We start from the raw sequence: 18,275 nt of genomic DNA on the forward strand, positions 1-18,275 counted from the left end.
GAGGGCGAGCCCGGGTGCACGACATCGCGGCATCGCGCTGAGTCGCCTAGGAACCGGCTGGCCTGAGCGCCGCGCCGAGGTCGATGGCGGCGCCCGCGAGGGCGGCCGACGTCTCGAGATCGCGCATCCAGAGCGGCACGGATCTCGCGACGAGGCCGGCCCCTTCGAGCGACGCCACCGCCGGGGCATCCGTCTCGTCGACGAGCCACCCGTCGAGCAGGCCGCCCGACGCGCGCGCGCCGTAGTGGCGCCCGACCGCCTCGGCGCTCGTCTCGACGCCGATCACCGGAAGGCACGCGTCGGCCATGCCGCGGACGACCTTGCCGGCGATGATGGGTGAGACGCCGACGACCGGTGCGCGGGTCTCGGCGAGGGCATCGCGGATGCCCGGGATCGAGAGGATCGTGCCGATCGAGACGACCGGGTTCGACGGTGCGAACAGCACGAGGTCGGCAGTGGCGATCGCTTCGACGACGCCGGGTGCCGGGCAGGCATCGTCGATGTTCCGCTGCTCGAATGCGAGTGCGGGGAGCGTCGCCCGATGCCGCGTCCACCACTCCTGGAAGTGCAGCTCGCGCCGGCCACCCGGCGCGTCGGGGTCGGCGACGAGCACGTGCGTGTCGACCTCGCTGTCGGTCGCGGGGATCAGCCGGACGCCGAGCGGCCAACGACGCTGCAGGCGCTCGCCGACCTGCGACGGGGTGAGGCCCTCGCGCAGCCACGAGGTGCGGGCGAGGTGGGTGCCGAGGTCGAGGTCGCCGAGTGTGAACCACGGCCAGCCGACGCCCCATTCGCGCAGCTCGGCGGCGACACGCTCGGTCTCCCCGGCCCGGCCCCAGCCCCGCTCGGCATCGTTCACCCCGGCGAGCGAGTAGAGCAGCGAGTCGAAGTCGGGCATCAGGCGCACGCCCGCGAGCCAGAGGTCGTCGCCGGTGTTCACGACGACCGTGACGGCGCTGTCCTGAGCCCGTCGAAAGGATGCCTCACTCCTGCCACCTCCGTCGGGCCATCGCCGTCGCACCTCTTCGCGTACGCCGCGCACGAAGCGCGCGCCCCCGACACCGCCCGCGAGCACCGTGATCTGCACCCTGCCACGCTACCGGCGTCGCTTCGACTTCCAACGAGGCATGCGAGCGCCGGGCCAACGAGCGGCGACATCCTCTCTCACGAAGTCGAGTCTGAACAGGGCCTGTTTCCGCCGCCACCTCGGCACCATCCCCGTCGCGGCTCTCGGCGCCTACGCGGCGGTCGCCGTGTCGGGCAGGGCGAATCGGGCCCTCCCGCCGAGTCGTGGCGTTCGGGCGGGATCGACGTGTGGAGGTGGGATGAACCAGACCTTGGTTGGGCCGGCCTGGATCTGCCAGCCTTCGCGGTGTATTCGGTGGTGGCAGAACGAGCAGAGCATGACCCCGTTGCTGAGGTCGGTGGGCCCGGTGTCGCGGTGCCACCAGCGGATGTGGTGGGCGTCGACGTAGCCGATGTTCTGGTTGCATGAGGCACAACCGCCGTCGCGCTCGGTGAGGGCGAGGCGTTGCGCTCTGGTGAAGTAGCGGGCGCCGCGACCGAGATCGAGGGGGAGGCTGTCGCCGCCGAGGACGGCGGGGATGAGTTCGGCGTCGGCGGCCATCCGGCGGGCCGTGCTCGCCGGGATGGACTGGTCGAGCCCGTCGATGCTCGCGTGCCCGAGCCCGTCGATCAGGGCGTCGAGGTTCATGCGGACGATGACGGTGGTCTTGGCCAGGGGCGGCAGGGTGGTGCGGCAGCCGAGGGTGTGCTGCGCGAGCATCGCGAGCGCGTCGGCTTGGATCTGCGGGATGGTGCGCAGGTCTTCGACAATTGGCCCGGCCGGGTTGTCGGGATCGGCACCGGCACCGTCGCGTCCGCTGTCACGCTCACCGGAGGGGTCGCGGCGACGCAGCACGTCGGTGACGAGCGCTTCGATCGCGGCTTTGATGGGCGCGGCGGTTTCGGGGTCGAGGCGGGCGTGCAGGTGCACCATGCCGTTGCCCTGTTCGCGGATCGTGAGGGAACGTTCTTGGCGGAGCAGCTCGTCGCGGGGTTCGACGCCGTCGGCGTCGAGGCGGGCCTCGGCCTCACGCACCCCGCGCTGCAGGGTCTCGAGCGGCACCTGCGAGGCGAGGCAGACCAGTGCGGCCTCGGTCAGCCGTGCGTGCTCGGGGTCGGCACGCAGCGCGACCCGGTCGAGCATGGACGTGATCGCGGAGGCTGCGTCGACGCTGATCGCGGCGCGTTCGAGGGCGTCGGCGACGTGCGGGTGCTTCGATGGCAGACGGCCGCCGGTGAACGAGGCCCGTTCGGCGGTCGCAACGCCGACTGCGATCAGCTTCGCCGCGTCGCCCCGGGATGCACCGGTGGTCGCCGCGATCAACCGCACCGGGTTGTGGAACCCCTGCGCCTTTGCGAGCCCGACCTCACCGAACTCACGGTCGGAACGGCGGGCGATCTCGGCGGCGACCCGGGCCATGAGGGCGTCGGCGTCACGGCGGGCCCTCGCGATCAGCTCGGTGACCTGTACGAGCCCGGCGTCGCTCATCTGCTCGACCTGTACCTGCAGCCCGCCGGCGGCGCCGCCGAACGCGGGCTGGCTGCCGGCCCACGCAGCCCGCAGCGCGTCGAGGTCGCGCTCGAGCACGGCGAGTGGGGGCGGCGGGTGTTCCATGCTTCGATTCTGTACCCACCCACTGACATTCGGGCCGCGACAGAAATGAGCGCTGATCGGCGGAAACAGCCTGTGGAAAACTCGGCGCGAAGTCCACCTGTGGAGGACAAGTCACCACCAGGTGACAGCCGCGGCCCGGACATCCGTATGCCGTCGAAGAGGACGTCACCGTCGAATGGGCGTCTACATCAGAAGGTTGGGCGCTTGCCTTGGGGAAACCCGACTGCGGGCGCTCGTTCCCGGCATGCAGCATCCGATGCCAGAACCCTTCCCCTGCGGCATCCGGCGCGGGAGCATTGAAGCGTGGCCACCGAACGGGCAGCGAAGGCGTCGGAGGTCGAGGTGCCGCACGAGGGCATCCACCTCGGCGCGACCCTGCACGTGCCGGCGCAGACCCGCGCGTTCGTCGTGTTCGCCCACGGCAGCGGCAGCAGTCGGCACAGTCGCCGCAACCGGTATGTCGCCGACATGTTGCATGACGTGCGAATCGGCACGCTGCTGCTCGACCTGCTCCTCCCGGCCGAGGAGCTGGATCGTGCGAACGTCTTCGACATCCCGCTCCTCGGACGCCGACTCGTCTCCGCGGTGCGCTGGCTGCGCACCCGCCCCGAGGCCGCCGAACTCCCGGTCGGATTCTTCGGCGCGAGCACGGGTGCCGGAGCAGCGCTGTGGGCAGCCGCGGAACCGGGCGCCGGCATCGGCGCGGTCGTCTCTCGCGGCGGACGCCCCGACCTGGCCGGTCACCGCCTCGAACTCGTCACGGCGCCCACGCTGCTCATCGTCGGCGGCGCCGACCGGCAGGTGCTCGAACTCAACCGCGTCGCGCTCGCGCAGCTGCGCTGTCCGGTCGAACTAACCGTGGTGCCCGGCGCGACTCACCTCTTCGAGGAGGCGGGGGCGCTCGAGCACGTGGCCGAGGTCGCGCGCGACTGGTTCCTGAGCCGGCTCATCGAGCACTGAGACCGCCGCTGAGCGCTCAGTGGATGCGCGGCGCGTGCCGGGGCATCCGCTCGCTCTGGTGTTCGAGCCGCAACAGGTACACGATGGATGAACGGATCCGCACCGGCGCGGGAGGCCCCATGAACTCGGTACCCACCTCGACCCACCGCACGGTCGCCCTCGTGGGCGCGGCCGGGGCGGGCAAGACCACGCTCGCCGAAGCGCTGCTGCACCGCGCCGGCGCCATCCCGAGGGCGGGCAGCGTCGAGCAGGGCACGACGGTCTGCGACCACGAGCCCGAAGAGATCGCCCGGGGAACGACCCTCGGGCTCTCGCTCGCCCACCTCACCTGGTCGCCCCCGGGCGACATCGGCGAGTGCACGCTCACGCTCGCCGACACGCCGGGCCGGTCGGACTTCGTCGGCTCCGTCGACGTCGCGCTGGCGGTGTCGGATGTCGCGGTGGTGGTCGTGAGCGCGGTCGACGGCGTCACGGCGGGCACGAGGTTCGTCTGGACCGCCGCGGGGGCGGCCGGTGTGCCGCGCATCGTGGTGATCACGCAGGAGGACAAGGCGCGCGCCGACTTCCATCGCGTGCTCGGCGAGCTGAGGGCGGCGTTCGGCGAGCAGCTCTGGCCGCTCGAGCTGCCGCTCGGTGAGGAGCAGGACTTCCACGGCATCGCCGACGTGCTCAGTGAGCAGGCGCTCGAATACGACGCCGACGGGAGCCATCACGAAGCGCCGATGCCCGCCGATGCCGAGGCCGAAGAGCACCGCATGCACCTCGACGTGACCGAAGAGATCGTCTCGCACGACGATGAGCAGCTCGAGGCCTACCTCGAGGGCAACGAGCCGTCGCCGGCCGAGCTCGAGCGCACCTTGGCCAGGGAGGTCGCGTCGGGCGGCGCCGTGCCGGTCGTCGTGTGCTCGGGGCTGACCGGCACGGGCGTCGACCGCGTGCTCGACCTGATCTGCGAGCTGTCGCCGTCGTCGCTCGAGCGCGAGGCGCGCATCGTCGTCGGTGGGGCCGGGAAGAGCAAGAACGACACGGATGCCGGGACCGGCGGTGGCGGCACCGGCGCGGCCTCGACCGTGGGTGGCGCCGAGCTGCGCGTCGCCCCGAACCCAGACGGCGAACCGCTCGTGCACGTCTTCCGCACGGTCGCCGACCCGTTCGTCGGACAGGTCTCGATGCTCAAGGTGCTCTCGGGCGTGCTGCGCCCGAGTGATCGGCTGCACAACGCCACCACCGGGGCCGACGAGCGCATCCACGGCCTCTTCCAGCTGCGCGGGGCCGAGCACCTGCAGGTCGGGGCGCTGCGCGCCGGTGAGGTCGGCGCGGTCGCCAAGCTGACCGGGTCGCCGTCGGGCACGCTGCTCTGGTCGCGCCCGACAGGAACCGCCCGCCCCGCCCCGTTACCGACGCGCCCCGCCGTGTTCGCAGTGAGCCTCACGCCCGCGACGCAGTCCGACGACGAGAAGATGTCGACGGCGCTCGGGCGGCTCGTCGCCGAGGACCCGACCCTCATCATCGACCGTGCGGCCGACCAGACCATCCTGCGCGGCCTCGGCGACATGCACGTCGAGGTCGCCGTCGAACGGCTCGCCCGCGTCTTCGGCGTGCACGTCACCACCGCGCCCGCACCCGTGGCGTACCGCGAGACGATCGCCGGCAGCGCCGACGTCGAGGGCAAGCTCAAGAAGCAGTCCGGCGGGCACGGGCAGTTCGCGGTGGTGCAGTTGCGCGTCTCGCCCCTGCCCCCCGGGGGCGGGTTCGAGTTCGTCGACAAGGTCGTCGGCGGCTCGGTTCCACGCACCTACATCCCGGCAGTCGAGAAGGGCGCCCGCGATGCCCTCGCGGGCGGCGGTCCGCAGGGACATCCCGTCGTCGACGTGCGCGTCGAGCTGTACGACGGCAAGTCGCACTCGGTGGATTCGTCGGAGATGGCGTTCCGCACGGCCGCGTCGATCGGGGTGAAGGCAGCGTTGGCCGAGGCCGGCACGGTCATGCTCGAGCCGGTGTCGATCGTCACGGTCACGGTGCCGGCAGAGTTGCAGGGCACCGTGCTCACCGACCTGTCGGGCCGTCGCGGGCGGGTGAGCGCGACCGAGACGGCCGACGACGGCCGGGCTCGCGTCGTGGCGAGCGTGCCCGAGGCCGAGCTCGCCCGCTACGTGCTCGACCTGCGCTCGATGACCGGCGGGCAGGCCGAGCTCACGATCACCCCCGACCGCTACATGAAGGTGCCGAACGGCGCGCGCGCCTGAGGGCCTCATTCGGTTCTGATGTCTTGGACTCTCTTGCACAAGAGGGAAATGTTGGGTCACACTACAAGCGGGTTTCAGCATCGAAGCCCGACAAATAGTGAAGCGGGGGGCTTCCGATGAGTGTGCTCGACGTTGACCAGGTAATCGCTGACTTTTGGTATCAGCAGTTTCACAAGCGCAATCCGAACTACGTCGTCAACAATGACAGTGTCGTCGTCGAGATGCTTGAGTTCACGTACGACAAGGTCGAGGCCGCCCACACCCCGCACCTGATTGCGAGTTCCACCTTCAGCAATGGCACTGACGCGCAGGCGACTCAGACCTTCTCCGACAGCAAGAGCACCACAAGTTCGTTCAAGTGGTCACTGCAGGAGGGGCTGAAGATCGGCGCGAAGACGACCTTCAAGGTAGGCGTGCCATTCGTCGCGGACGGAAAGGTCGAAGCGAGCGCCGAATTGAATGTCGGGTCGACTCAAGAGTGGACGACGACGGTGTCTCAGAACTGGAGCTACTCCGCACAGGTACCGGTTCCACCGCACACCCGGGTTGTGGCGTCTGTGATTGTCACCATGGCCGAGTACTCGCCGGGATGGCGCATGCGGTTGCAAGTGTCGGGAAAGACTGAACTGTCGGTCCCTGGATACCCCGGAGTCAAGGCAGTGCGCGTCGCGGATCTGCTCAAGGGCCTGCCAGGGGTGCAGGTCGTTCAAAATGGGGATGCTGCCGTAGTCGTCGCTTCGGGCGCATTCAAGGGCGTGCAAGGCGTCTCATCCGAAGTGACAACCAAGCAATCGCCGTACGATGTCAGTGCTGTCGAGGTCTCCGAGATACTCACCGGAGTGCAAGTCTGATCACAGGCCGTGCGTTCGTGAAGGGCTCCAGCCGGCTACCCCGGAGGTAGGTCCGCTCACCACCCGCTGCGCGTCGGCGTGTGCCCGTCGCGAGCCTCCTCGGGCATGCGCATCTCGGCCCGCAACCCGAGGAGGCGCACCGGTCGGTCGGGTTCGATGCGCTCGACGAGTTCCATCACCCGCGCCAGCACCTCCGCGCGGTCGAACGTCTCGGGCACCTTCTTCGTGAACGTCTTGGTGATGAACGGCGCGTACCGCACCTTGAGCGCGAGCCCGACGACGGGGCGACCTTCGGCGGCGACATCCGCGAGCACTTGGGCGGTCAGTTCACGAATCGCCTCATCGATCTGCGACGCCCCGGTCAGATCGTGCTGGTACGTCGTCTCGCGGCTGTGGCCGCGGGCCACCCACGGGGCGTCGTCGACGACCCGGGCGCCGTCGCCCCGGCCGAGCTGCGCGAACCAGGGGCCCATCCGCGGGCCGAACTCGGCGACGAGGCCGTCAGCGTCGGGGTCTGCGGCGGCCAGCTGGGCCACCGTCGAGATGCCGATCGCGGCGAGGCGCCGCGAGATCTTCGAGCCGACGCCCCACAGGTCGACGGTCGGCCGGGCGCCCATGACACGGAGCCAGTTCTCGGCCGTGAGCCGGAACACTCCCTGCGGCTTGCCGAAGCCCGTGGCGACCTTCGCTCGCACGAGGGTGTCGCCGATACCGACGCTGCAGTGCAGCCGGGTGCGCTCGAGGACGGCCCGCTGCAGCGCGTGAGCGTATGCCTCGGGGTCGTCGGTCTGCACGCCGACGAACGCCTCGTCCCACCCGAGCACCTGTACGACCGCGCCAGGCTGCGCGCGGAGGGTCGCCATGACCTCGGCGGATGCCTCGTTGTAGGCCTCGTGGTCGACGGGGAGGATGATCGCGTCGGGCGCCCTGCGGGCTGCGATGCGCAACGGCATGCCCGACCCGACGCCGAACTCGCGCGCCTCGTAGGAGGCCGTGGAGACCACGGCACGCTCGGTCGGATCGCCGCGGCCGCCGACGATCACCGGCTTGCCCACGAGCTCGGGACGCCGCAGCACCTCGACCGCAGCGATGAACTGGTCGAGGTCGACGTGCAGCACCCATGCGCGACTGCCTTGGCTCACATGCCCAGTCTGCCGCGAGCGGCCGACGATCGCCTCCGCTCGGTGGCATGCAACGCACGGCCATCAGACTCGGAGAACATTGGCATCGCCGTTCGTGACCCCGCAGCAGCGATCGCGTTCTTCACCGACCTCGGCCTCCGGCACGTGGGCGTGCTCTATACGGTCTCGTTCGGCTGTCGCTCCCGCTCGTGTGCTCGGAGTGCGCTCAGCACAGCTGTCCGGACGACCAGGTAGAGGAGAAGGCAACCGATCGCGATCGGCACCAGGTAGATGAGCACGATCATCAACACGCCGGTGATTCCATGTGCGCGAGCATATTGGTGGCACGGAGGGATCCTTGGCGCCCGGTGGGCTCGCCGCATGGTCCGGAGCTTCGGAGGCCGTGGCACGCCCACGCGGCCCGCTCGTTCCAGAACGTTGTCGGTACTCGCCCGACGGTCGTCTACGGCGGTGGCGGCTCGGCTATTCTCAGGGAGACCCAGACCGAGAGGGAATCGTGGCGCCCAAGCTCAGTTCTCTGCAGATGTTCGTTGCCGGACTCGTGCTCGCATGCCTCGGCGTCGTCGCGTCCTTGTTCGCGACAGAGCTCGCGAACGGAATGATCGGTCCCGATGGGATGCCTCCATTCATCGCGCTGAGGGCCGCCGATCTCCTCGCGCAGATCCTGCTCACTCTGGGACTCGTGCTCGTCGCGGTTTCGCCGCTCGCGCGCATGCTCGAGCGGCCGATCAAACGACCCGATGAGCACACCGTCCTCCTCCGTGAGACGCTGGACCGTCGCCGGAGGAAGTGAGCGACGCATCACCCGAGGTCGTCATCCGTACCTCGTGAGCTGAACGGACCCGTCACCTGGGGCCAACCCCCGGTCGAGATCGCCGTTCCGGATCCGACTCACTGGTGGAACCCCACCAGAACGAGGCATCATGACCACCGTGACGAGGCCGCGGAGCGCAGGCGCCGGAGTCGGGATGATCGACGCATCGTTCGACGCCGTACTCGAGAGGAGCCCGGCTGCGGGCGGCTGGACCTACGTGATCTGGCCGGACTCACCCGAGTTCTTCGGCACCCATGGTCTGGTGAAGGTGTCGGGCGAGGTCGACGGTGAGCCGTTCACCGGCTCCTTCATGGCGCTCGGCGACGGCCGGCACAAGCTCGCCGTCACAGCGGCCGTGCGTCGGGTCATCCGTAAGCGGGCCGGCGACTCCGTGCACGTGCGTCTCACCCAGCGGCGTTCCTGAGGCGGGGATGTGTAGACCCGCGGTGATGTCATGCGGTCACCGTCGAGCCGAGCGGATGGCCCATCTCTCGAGCGTGACCGGATTCTCGACGCCGGCGCTCCCGACGGGGATCAGATCTCGCTTCCCTCGAGGGGCTCGATGAGGGTCGGGTCGGTCGGGTCGATGCGTCGCTGGTTGTTCACGCGCGGGTCGACCTCGTACTCGGTGATCGTGGGGGCGACTTTGTCGGATGCCTCGATCAGGAAGTCGACCATGGCCTGCATGCCGCCCGCGTCGAGCTTCGCGGCGTCGAGGTAGCGGTCGACCGCGTCGAGCGGCAGGTAGACCGGCATGCGATCGTGGATCTCTCCACTCGCGTCGCGCGCCTCGCGGGTGATGATCGACGTCGAGACCTCCCAAGTGCCGTCGTCGAGCTTGCGCGCCGTGGAGATGCCGGCCGCCGCGAGCAGCTCGTCGGGCCCACGCAGGAAATGCGCCTGCTTGTGGCCGGGTTCACCGGTCCATTCGTAGTACCCGTGCATCGGCACGATGCACCGACCTGACGCGAATGCGCCCTTCCACAAACCGTTCGTGGCGACGGTCTCGATGCGGCTGTTGAACTGCGGCCGCTTCGAGTCGCGCATGAACGCCGGGTGGAAGTTCCACACGGCCGGCTCGACGCGACGCACGAACTCGCCGGTCTTCGAGTCGGGTCGTTCGCGCACGATCGGAACCGTGTCGGTCGGCGCGAGGCTGAAGCGAGGCTCCCAGTCCTCGTAGTCGTTCTCGGCGTCGAACACGTCGGTCAGATCGGTGACCTTCTGCGAGACGACGAACCTTCCGCACATGACAACTCCCTCGCGCTCCTGTCACCACCATTCCATCCACCTCCGACCGACGCCAGCGGTTCGGGCCGATGCGTTCGACACGCATGGAGTCCAGTCGTCGGTGACCATGGGCCTCGACGCACGCGCCGGCGGTCGGTGGTGCGGCATAGGCTCGCCGCATGGCCACCCTCGACGACCTGCGCCGCACCGCCGATGGGCTGCTCGGCAGTGAGGAGCGCGCGACGATGGGCGGCGCCGCGTGGTTCGTCCGGGGCAAGCTGTACGCGTGGGAGTGCCATCCCTAGCCGAGCATCCCCGCCGACATGCGCGAAGTGATCGCCGACGAGCTCGTCGTCGGGGTGAAGGTCGCCGAGCGCATCGACGCACTCGCACTCATCGAGATGGCACCTGAGGTGTTCCTGCGCACCACGACGAGCTGGAGCGAGCCGAAGGTCGCGTTCCGTATGGCCGCCATCGACGACGGCCACCTCGTTGAGCTGGTGACCGAGGCGTGGCGCATCCAGGCTCCGAAGTATCTACGACGTGAGTTCGACGGCGTCGGCCCTCCGGACGCGCCCCGGCGGTGAACGGCGGTGAACCCTTCGGCATGACGCCGGCCGTTTTCGTCCACGCGCCACCTTCCCGCGTCGCCGACGCGGGCGTTTCGGTTCAGTAGCCCCCCGCCACCACATGCTGCGCCGCCGTCGCGAGGGCGTCGGCGACCTCGTCGACCCCGTCGCGCACCATGCCGACGGTCACGCGCACGTACTCGCGCCGAGCCCGGGCCCGCGCGCCGCTGCCGACCGTGTCGGCGCCGTTGGCCGCCGCGAGGAACGGCGATCCCGCCGCCACCCGGATGCCCGCCGCTGCGAGCTGCACGAGGGCCGACCGCTCGCTCACGACCGGCATCCACAGGTTGACCCCGTCTGCCGGCGCAACCGTCACCCCCCGCACCCGCAGCGCATCGCCGAGGGCCCGCTGCCGCGAGAAGTACTGCCGGCGCGCCTCGGCGACGGCGTCGAGCGACGACCCGTCGGTGAGCAGGTCGAGCAGGATCGTCTGCAGCATGCGCGACGTCCACCCCGGTCCGAGCATGCGACGCGCGGTGATGCGGTCGATGAGCTCGCGCGGCCCGCCGAGCGCGGCGATCCTGAGGTCTGGGCCGTGCGATTTCGAGAAGCTGCGCACGTGCACGACCTGCGCAGGCAACCAGGTTCCGAGCGTCACGTCGCCCTCGGTCGAGATCATGCCCGAGTGGTCGTCTTCGATCACGATGAGCGCGTCGCCGTGCTGGTCGGAGCGGATGACCCGCGCGAGCGCCTCGGCACGGTCGGTCGTCATCGACGCTCCAGTGGGGTTCTGGGCCCGTGGCTGCACGAGCGCCGCAACCGGCCGGCTGCGCAACGCGACCGCGAGCGCGTCGGGAACCATGCCCTGGTCGTCGAGTGCGACCGGCACGGCGACGGTGCCGAGCACGTCGAGCAGGTCGAGGAACGGCGGGAACCCGGGATGCTCCACCACGACCCGGTCGCCGAAGCGCACGACCTGTTCGAGCGTGCGCGAGAGTGCGTCGAGCGCGCCGTCGACGACCATGATGCGCTCCGCCGCCGACGGCCACGAATCGGCGAGGACGCTCGCGAGCCCGGGGATCACCGGCACCGACTGGTAGCTGCCGGTCTCGGCGCGGGCCGAGACGCGCGAGAGGGCGGGCGCGAGCGCGGGCAGCAGCAGCGGGTCGGGGGTGCCGCGCGAGAGGTCGAGGCGCACCGGGTCGTCGGGTGCGGCCATGCCGCGCATGCGCAGTGCGAGACGACCGGCGGATGCCTCGCGCACGAAGCTGCCCGCACGGCCGCGCGATTCGATCAGACCGGCGCGGGCGAGCGCCTGCCAGGCCTGGCTGACGGTGGCCGGGCTCACGCCCAGCTCGGTCGCGAGCTCGCGCACCGTGGGCAGGCGGGCGCCGGCCTCGAGCTCGCCGCTCGTCACCAGCCGGGCGAGATCGCCGGCGATTCCCTTCGGCGTCGTGTCGCTGAAGGGCGCGAGCGACGTGAGGCTCGAGACATCCATGCGAATACTCGATCGCACCATTGCCTCCTTACGCCGCAGGCGACAGGATGATTAACCACCACGTCACAAGGTGAAACATAAAGGAAATGTTCACGCCGAACAATAACAGAACGGGTCGCGAGGCCCGTCGGGCAGCATCCATCGGCACCACCACTCGGCGTTGTACCACCGCCCGGTAGGCAGAACCTCGCACCTACCGACGGACGGCAACGGCGCCGACCGACTCAGGAGGCAACATGACGATCGTCAGAGCGGCCATCACGCAGACGACCTGGACCGGCGACAAGCAGTCGATGCTCGACAAGCACGAGCAGTTCGCCCGCGATGCGAAGGCGCAGGGCGCCGAGGTGATCTGCTTCCAGGAGCTCTTCTACGGCCCGTACTTCGGCATCACCGAAGACGTGAAGTACTACGACTACGCGGAGCCGGCCGACGGCCCGATCGTGCAGCGCTTCGCGGCGCTCGCGAAGGAGCTCGGCATGGTCATGGTGCTGCCGATCTACGAAGAGGAGCAGCCGGGCGTCTACTACAACACCGCGGTGGTGGTCGACTCCGACGGCACGATCCTCGGGTCGTACCGCAAGCACCACATCCCGAACCTCGACAAGTTCTGGGAGAAGTTCTACTTCCGCCCCGGCAACCTCGGCTACCCGGTGTTCAACACCGCGGTCGGCCCGATCGGCGTGTACATCTGCTACGACCGGCACTTCCCCGAGGGATGGCGCGAGCTCGGCCTCAACGGCGCCCAGATCGTGTTCAACCCCAACGCGACGAAGCCGGGCCTCTCGAACCGGCTCTGGGAGATCGAGCAGCCCGCCGCCGCGGCGGCCAACGGCTACTTCATCGGTGCGGCGAACAGGGTGGGCCTCGAAGACAACGAGTACGGCGAGCTGGCCGTGAACTTCTACGGCATGAGCCAGTTCGTCGACCCGCAGGGCAACATCGTCGGCGACTACGGCTCGGGAGAGCACGAAGAGGTCGTCGTTCGCGACCTCGACCTCGACATGGTCCGCGACGTGCGCAACGCCTGGCAGTTCTACCGAGACCGCCGGCCCGAGTCGTACACCTCGATCCCGAAGCCGTGACGCCGGTCGAGTAGCGCGAAGCGCGTATCGAGACCCAGTGCAGTGATCTCGATACGGGCCTGGCGGCCCTACTCGATCGACGAAGAGAATGGAGCAGCAGTGACCACGACCCTCATCACCGGCGGCACCGTCGTCAGCGCCACCGGCCGCGCGCCCGCCGACGTGCTCATCGACGGCGAGACCATCCGTGCCGTGCTCGAACCGGGCAGCAACCTGCTCGGAACCGATGTCGCGGCATCCGTCGACCGCGTCATCGACGCGAGCGGAAAGTACGTCATCCCCGGCGGCATCGACGCGCACACGCACATGCAGTTGCCGTTCGGCGGCACCGAGGCATCCGACACCTTCGAGACCGGAACCCGGGCCGCAGCGCACGGCGGCACGACGTCGATCATCGACTTCGCCGTGCAGACCTACGGCCAGCGCGTCGAAGACGGGCTGGCGGCGTGGCACGAGAAGGCGGCCGGCAACTGCGCGATCGACTACGGCTTCCACCAGATCGTGGGCGACGTGAACGACGCCTCGCTCGCCGCGATGCGCCGGCTGCCTGACGAGGGCGTCTCGAGCTTCAAGTTGTTCATGGCGTACCCCGGCGTCTTCTACTCCGATGACGCGCAAGTCCTCAAGGCCATGCAGGTCTCGCGTGACACGGGCATGCTCACGATGATGCACGCAGAGAACGGCCCCGCGATCGACGTGCTCGCGCAGCAGCTCGTCGACCAGGGCAAGACAGATCCGTACTATCACGGCATCGCCCGCGCCTGGGAGATGGAGGAGGAGGCCACGCACCGCGCGATCATGCTCGCGAAGGTGGCGGATGCCCCGTTGTACGTCGTGCACGTGAGCGCGAAGCAGGCCGTCGAACAGCTCGCGACCGCGCGCGACAAGGGCTGGAACGTCTTCGGCGAGACCTGCCCGCAATACCTCTACCTGTCGCTCGAGGACCAGCTCGGTGCATCCAGCGACCAGTGGGGTGCCTTCGAGGGCGCGAAGTGGGTGTGCTCGACGCCCCTGCGTTCGCGAGCCGACGGCCACCAGCACGCCATGTGGCAGGCGCTGCGCACGAACGACCTGCAGATGGTCTCGACCGACCACTGCCCGTTCTGCATGAAGGACCAGAAGGACCTTGGCTTGTCCGACTTCCGCAAGATCCCGAACGGCATCGGCGGCATCGAACACCGCATGGACCTCATGTACCAGGGCGTCGTCACCGGCGAGATCACCCTCGAACGGTGGGTCGAGCTCACGAGCACGACGCCAGCGCGCATGTTCGGGCTCGCCGGCCGAAAGGGCGTCATCCAACCCGGAGCCGACGCCGACATCGTCGTCTACGACCCGAACGGGCACACCTCGATCGGCATCGACAAGACGCACCACATGAACATGGACTACTCGGCCTATGAGGGCTACGAGATCGACGGCCACGTCGACACCGTGCTCTCGCGCGGCAAGGTCGTCGTCGACGGCGACGAGTACCTCGGCGCCAAGGGCGACGGGCAGTTCCTCAAGCGCGGCCTCAGCCAGTACCTGCTCTAGGGATCGGAGGAACGGATGGAATTCGGAGCGGTCCTGCAGACCAACCCGCCGGCGTCGCGCACCATCCAGCTCGCGAAGCTCGCGGAGACGCACGGCTTCACGCACGTGTGGACGTTCGACTCGCACCTGCTCTGGCAGGAGCCGTACGTGATCTACAGCCAGATCCTCGCGCAAACCCAGCGCATCAAGGTCGGCCCGTTCGTAACCAACCCCGCGACCCGCGACTGGACGGTCACGGCCTCGGTGTTCGCGACGCTCAACGAGATGTTCGGGAACCGCACCGTGTGCGGCATCGGCCGAGGCGACTCGGCCGTGCGCGTCACGAACGGCAAGCCGGTGACCATCGCCGAGCTGCGCGAGTCGATCCACGTCATCCGTGAGCTCGGCAATTCGCGGCCGGTCGAGTACAAGGGGTCGACGATCCAGTTCCCCTGGAGTCGCGGCTCGGAACTCGAGGTGTGGGTGGCGGCGTACGGGCCGATGGCGCTCAAGCTCGCGGGGGAGGTGGGCGACGGCTTCATCCTGCAGCTCGCCGACGTCGACATCGCAGCCTGGATGATCAAGTCGGTGCGCGATGCCGCTGAGGCGGCCGGCCGCGACCCGATGTCGGTGAAGTTCTGCGTGGCGGCACCGTTCTACATCGGCGACGACTGGGCGCACATGCGCGACCAGTGCCGCTGGTTCGGCGGCATGGTCGGCAATCACGTCGCCGACATCGTCGCGAAGTACGGCATGCACGGCACGGTGCCCGACGCGCTCACCGACTACATCAAGGGACGCGAGGGCTACGACTACAACGAGCACGGGCGTGCGGGCAACGTGCACACCCAGTTCGTGCCCGACGAGATCGTCGACCGGTTCTGCCTGCTCGGCACGGCCGACCAGCACCTCGACAAGCTCAAGCAGCTCGCAGAGCTCGGCGTCGACCAGTTCGCCGGCTACCTGCAGCACGACAACAAGGAGGAGACGCTCCGCGTGTACGGCGAGACGGTGATCCCCGCGATGACCGCGCACATCAGAGCAAAGGCATGACGACGACGACTCCGGCGATCCGGCGAGCGCGCCGCTGGCGCGTCGTGCTCTGGGGTGCGCTCGGCCTGATCGCGCTCGCCGCGGTGTGGGAGTTGTACAAGCTCGTCGGTCCGGCCGACGGTTGGCTGATCGGTGCGCAAGAGGGAGTGACCGGCAGCGGCATCCGGCTGCTGCCGCGCACGAGCGATCAGGCCATGCCCCACGCCTGGGAGATGTTCACGCGTGCCGCCGAGCCCGTGACCCGCGCGCCGGGTGCGCTGCCGCTCGGGGCGGTCGTGCTCCTCGCTGCGCTCGTCAGCCTCGGCGTCGCCGCGCTCGGGTGGCTGGTCGGCGTCATCGTGGGATTCGGGCTCGCGCTGCTCATGCTCGGGTTCCGCATCGCCGAGCGGGCCGTGCTGCCGTTCGTGATCCTCAGCCAGACCGTGCCGCTCATCGCACTCGCACCCCTCATCCGCAATTGGGGCTCCCGGCTCGAGTTCGGCGCGTTCTCGTGGGAGAGCTGGATGTCGGTCGTGGTCATCGCGAGCTACCTCGCGTTCTTCCCGGTCGCAGTCGGCGCGCTGCGGGGCCTGCAGAGCCCCGACGCCGCGCACCTCGACCTCATGCGCAGTTACGCGGCGGGATGGTGGCCCACGCTGTTCCGCCTCCGATTGCCGGCGAGCGTCCCGTTCCTCATCCCCGCCCTGCGGCTCGCCGCCGCGAATGCCGTCGTCGGCACGGTCGTCGCCGAGATCTCGGTCGGGTTCACGGGCGGCATCGGCCGGCTCATCCTCGAGACCGCGGTCGCCGCATCGAGCGACCCGGCCAAGCCGTGGGCACCGATCCTCGGCGCCGTACTGCTCGGCCTCGTCGCCGCCGGCTTCGTCGCCCTCCTCGCCGCCTTCCTCAGCCCGTTCCGCCGTCAGGAGACCGTCGCATGAGCAACCCCGCGCCCCAGCCGACCGCTGCCGCCCCCGAGCCGACGCAGGTCGCCGATGCGACCGAGGCCGTGGTCGTCCGCGAGGTCGAGCGCATCTTCCCGGGGGCGAAGGGCGCGACCGTCACCGCCCTGACCGGCATCGAGCTCACGGTGCACGGGGGGGAATTCGTCTCGCTCATCGGCCCGTCAGGCTGCGGCAAGTCCACGCTGCTGCGGCTGATCGCCGATCTCGACGAGCCGACCGCGGGCGACATCCGGGTGTTCGGCAAGACGGCGCGGCAGGCTCGCGTCGAGCAGGCGTACGGCATCGCGTTCCAGCAGGCGGGTCTGCTGCCCTGGCGCAGCGTCGCGGCGAACATCGAGTTGCCGCTCCAGCTGCACGGCATGGGGGCCGCCGATCGCCGTGCCCGAGTGGCGGAGCTGCTCGACCTCGTCGGCCTCGCCGACTTCGCGAAGCACTACCCCGACCAGCTCTCGGGCGGCATGCAGCAGCGCGTGGCGATCGCCCGCTCGCTCGCCGAGCGGCCGAGACTCCTGCTCATGGACGAGCCGTTCGGCGCGCTCGATGAGATGACCCGCGAGCGCATGCAGACCGAGCTGCTCCGCATCCGCGCGGAGACCGGCGCGGCTGTGGTGTTCGTGACCCACTCGATCCCAGAGGCGGTGTACCTCTCGGACCGCGTGGTGGTGATGTCGCCGCGTCCGGGTCGCATCACCGCAGAGATCGACGTGCGACTCGGCGAGGCCGGCGAGCGCGGCGAAGACCTCCGCGAGGACGCCGCGTTCTTCGAGGGCGTCACCGCGGTGCGCGAGGCGCTCCACGGGCCCGCGGCGGCTGCCGCCGCACCGCGAGGAGTGGATGTGCGATGACCGGGCTGCCCGACACCGCGATCGCGACGCAGCTCACTCCGCCCGCGACGTCGGAACCCCGCCGCCGTCGCACCGGCGACCGCCCGCTGCGACGGTTCGCCCGGCTCGTGCTGCCGCCGGTCGCGCTGTTCATCGTGCTCGTGCTGCTCGCCGAACTCGTGGTCGTCTCGCTCGGCATCCCGCCGTTCGTGCTCGCGAGCCCCTCGGCGATCTGGACCCAGCTCGTGCAGTACGCGCCGCAAGTGCTCGAGGCGACGCTCGTCACCGGGTTCAACGCGCTCGTCGGGCTCGTCATCGGCGCGGTCGTCGGCGTGCTGCTCGCGATCGTCGCGTCGCTCATCCGTGCGATCGACGGCATGCTGGCGCCGGTCGTCGCCGCGGTCGCGGTGGTGCCGATCGTGGCCCTCGCCCCCGTGCTGTACACGATGTTCGGGTCGACCTCCGAGGTGGCGCGCATCATCATCGCCTCCCTCGCCGCGTTCGTGCCCGTGTTCCTCAACACGCTGCGCGGACTCCGGCAGGTCCGCCCGGTGCACCGCGACCTCATGCGCTCCTACGCCGCGACCCGCTCGCAGGAGACCCGATTCGTCACCATCCCCTCGGCGCTGCCGCACTTCTTCACCGGTCTGCGCATCGCCTCGTCCCTCGCCGTGATCTCCGCCCTCGTCGCCGAGTACTTCGGCGGCCCGAGGCAGGGCCTCGGCTCGGCCATCACGACCGCCGCGGCATCCAGCGCCTATGCCCGAGCCTGGGCGTTCGTCGTCGGCGCCATCCTGCTCGGCCTGCTGTTCTTCGCACTCACGAGCCTGATCGAGAGGATCGCGTCCCGACACCGCTGAACCG

18 protein-coding genes are annotated in these 18,275 nt (G+C 69.6%); 13 read left to right on the forward strand and 5 right to left on the reverse strand.

Going from position 1 to position 18,275, the window contains the following annotated elements:
* Positions 1 to 46: 46 nt before the first annotated feature.
* Together cofD and LQ757_RS02510 are read right to left on the reverse strand one after the other, a co-directional pair.
* A complete protein-coding gene (gene cofD / locus LQ757_RS02505) occupies positions 47 to 1,087 on the reverse strand; it encodes a 2-phospho-L-lactate transferase (RefSeq protein ID WP_231045621.1) in 1,041 nt (346 codons plus the stop codon).
* Positions 1,088 to 1,237: 150 nt separating this feature from the next.
* Positions 1,238 to 2,680: an HNH endonuclease signature motif containing protein gene (locus LQ757_RS02510; protein WP_231045622.1), complete on the reverse strand. Its 1,443-nt coding sequence runs from the start codon at positions 2,678 to 2,680 to the stop codon at positions 1,238 to 1,240.
* Between the two features lie 303 nt (positions 2,681 to 2,983).
* Between LQ757_RS02510 and LQ757_RS02515 the strand changes: the two genes are divergently transcribed.
* The 3 genes from LQ757_RS02515 to LQ757_RS02525 all read left to right on the forward strand — a co-directional run bounded on the left by LQ757_RS02515 (position 2,984) and on the right by LQ757_RS02525 (position 6,737).
* Positions 2,984 to 3,640 carry a dienelactone hydrolase family protein gene (locus LQ757_RS02515; RefSeq protein WP_231045623.1) on the forward strand — a complete coding sequence of 219 codons (657 nt, stop codon included), beginning with the start codon at positions 2,984 to 2,986 and terminating at the stop codon, positions 3,638 to 3,640.
* An 83-nt stretch (positions 3,641 to 3,723) separates the two neighbouring features.
* Positions 3,724 to 5,886 carry an elongation factor G gene (locus LQ757_RS02520; RefSeq protein WP_308195539.1) on the forward strand — a complete coding sequence of 721 codons (2,163 nt, stop codon included), beginning with the start codon at positions 3,724 to 3,726 and terminating at the stop codon, positions 5,884 to 5,886.
* A 116-nt stretch (positions 5,887 to 6,002) separates the two neighbouring features.
* The gene (locus LQ757_RS02525) at positions 6,003 to 6,737 is read left to right on the forward strand and encodes an ETX/MTX2 family pore-forming toxin (protein ID WP_231045624.1); all 735 of its coding nucleotides are present in this window, start codon (positions 6,003 to 6,005) and stop codon (positions 6,735 to 6,737) included.
* A gap of 56 nt (positions 6,738 to 6,793) precedes the next feature.
* On the opposite strand, the gene LQ757_RS02530 is transcribed toward LQ757_RS02525, so the two are convergent.
* On the reverse strand, positions 6,794 to 7,879 hold the full coding sequence (locus LQ757_RS02530) for a DNA polymerase IV (protein WP_443591070.1): 1,086 nt from the start codon (positions 7,877 to 7,879) through the stop codon (positions 6,794 to 6,796).
* 496 nt (positions 7,880 to 8,375) lie between these two features.
* On the opposite strand from LQ757_RS02530, the gene LQ757_RS02535 reads away from it, so the two are divergent.
* Complete coding sequence (locus tag LQ757_RS02535; RefSeq protein ID WP_231045625.1) at positions 8,376 to 8,672, forward strand: hypothetical protein; 297 nt, start codon at positions 8,376 to 8,378, stop codon at positions 8,670 to 8,672.
* Between the two features lie 130 nt (positions 8,673 to 8,802).
* A complete protein-coding gene (locus LQ757_RS02540; protein ID WP_231045626.1) occupies positions 8,803 to 9,117 on the forward strand; it encodes a DUF1905 domain-containing protein in 315 nt (104 codons plus the stop codon).
* 110 nt (positions 9,118 to 9,227) lie between these two features.
* Here the strand turns inward: LQ757_RS02540 and LQ757_RS02545 are convergent, their stop codons facing one another.
* A complete protein-coding gene (locus LQ757_RS02545) occupies positions 9,228 to 9,944 on the reverse strand; it encodes an SOS response-associated peptidase (RefSeq protein WP_231045627.1) in 717 nt (238 codons plus the stop codon).
* A gap of 158 nt (positions 9,945 to 10,102) precedes the next feature.
* On the opposite strand from LQ757_RS02545, the gene LQ757_RS19060 reads away from it, so the two are divergent.
* Both LQ757_RS19060 and LQ757_RS02550 read left to right on the forward strand, forming a co-directional pair.
* Positions 10,103 to 10,228: a hypothetical protein gene (locus LQ757_RS19060; RefSeq protein ID WP_255680990.1), complete on the forward strand. Its 126-nt coding sequence runs from the start codon at positions 10,103 to 10,105 to the stop codon at positions 10,226 to 10,228.
* Between the two features lie 18 nt (positions 10,229 to 10,246).
* Positions 10,247 to 10,510, forward strand: a complete 264-nt coding sequence (locus LQ757_RS02550) for a hypothetical protein (protein WP_231045628.1) — start codon at positions 10,247 to 10,249, stop codon at positions 10,508 to 10,510.
* A gap of 82 nt (positions 10,511 to 10,592) precedes the next feature.
* Here LQ757_RS02550 and LQ757_RS02555 read toward each other — a convergent pair whose 3' ends face one another.
* On the reverse strand, positions 10,593 to 11,990 hold the full coding sequence (locus LQ757_RS02555; RefSeq protein ID WP_231045629.1) for an aminotransferase-like domain-containing protein: 1,398 nt from the start codon (positions 11,988 to 11,990) through the stop codon (positions 10,593 to 10,595).
* Between the two features lie 236 nt (positions 11,991 to 12,226).
* Between LQ757_RS02555 and LQ757_RS02560 the strand changes: the two genes are divergently transcribed.
* From LQ757_RS02560 to LQ757_RS02585, 6 genes are all read left to right on the forward strand, one after another.
* Positions 12,227 to 13,075, forward strand: a complete 849-nt coding sequence (locus LQ757_RS02560) for a nitrilase-related carbon-nitrogen hydrolase (RefSeq protein WP_231045630.1) — start codon at positions 12,227 to 12,229, stop codon at positions 13,073 to 13,075.
* A 99-nt stretch (positions 13,076 to 13,174) separates the two neighbouring features.
* Positions 13,175 to 14,611 carry a dihydropyrimidinase gene (hydA, locus tag LQ757_RS02565; protein ID WP_231045631.1) on the forward strand — a complete coding sequence of 479 codons (1,437 nt, stop codon included), beginning with the start codon at positions 13,175 to 13,177 and terminating at the stop codon, positions 14,609 to 14,611.
* A gap of 15 nt (positions 14,612 to 14,626) precedes the next feature.
* Entirely contained in the window at positions 14,627 to 15,643 is a 1,017-nt protein-coding gene (locus LQ757_RS02570) for a TIGR03842 family LLM class F420-dependent oxidoreductase (protein WP_231045632.1), read from the forward strand.
* Complete coding sequence (locus tag LQ757_RS02575; protein WP_231045633.1) at positions 15,640 to 16,563, forward strand: ABC transporter permease; 924 nt, start codon at positions 15,640 to 15,642, stop codon at positions 16,561 to 16,563. The genes LQ757_RS02570 and LQ757_RS02575 overlap by 4 nt, the downstream gene beginning before the upstream one ends.
* Complete coding sequence (locus LQ757_RS02580) at positions 16,560 to 17,432, forward strand: ABC transporter ATP-binding protein (RefSeq protein WP_231045634.1); 873 nt, start codon at positions 16,560 to 16,562, stop codon at positions 17,430 to 17,432. The genes LQ757_RS02575 and LQ757_RS02580 overlap by 4 nt, the downstream gene beginning before the upstream one ends.
* Positions 17,429 to 18,271 (forward strand): ABC transporter permease, encoded by an 843-nt coding sequence (locus LQ757_RS02585; protein WP_231045635.1) that lies wholly within the window; start codon positions 17,429 to 17,431, stop codon positions 18,269 to 18,271. The genes LQ757_RS02580 and LQ757_RS02585 overlap by 4 nt, the downstream gene beginning before the upstream one ends.
* Positions 18,272 to 18,275: the final 4 nt, after the last annotated feature.

Source organism: Agromyces cavernae, assembly GCF_021044935.1.
Taxonomy (GTDB): Bacteria; Actinomycetota; Actinomycetes; order Actinomycetales; family Microbacteriaceae; genus Agromyces; species Agromyces cavernae.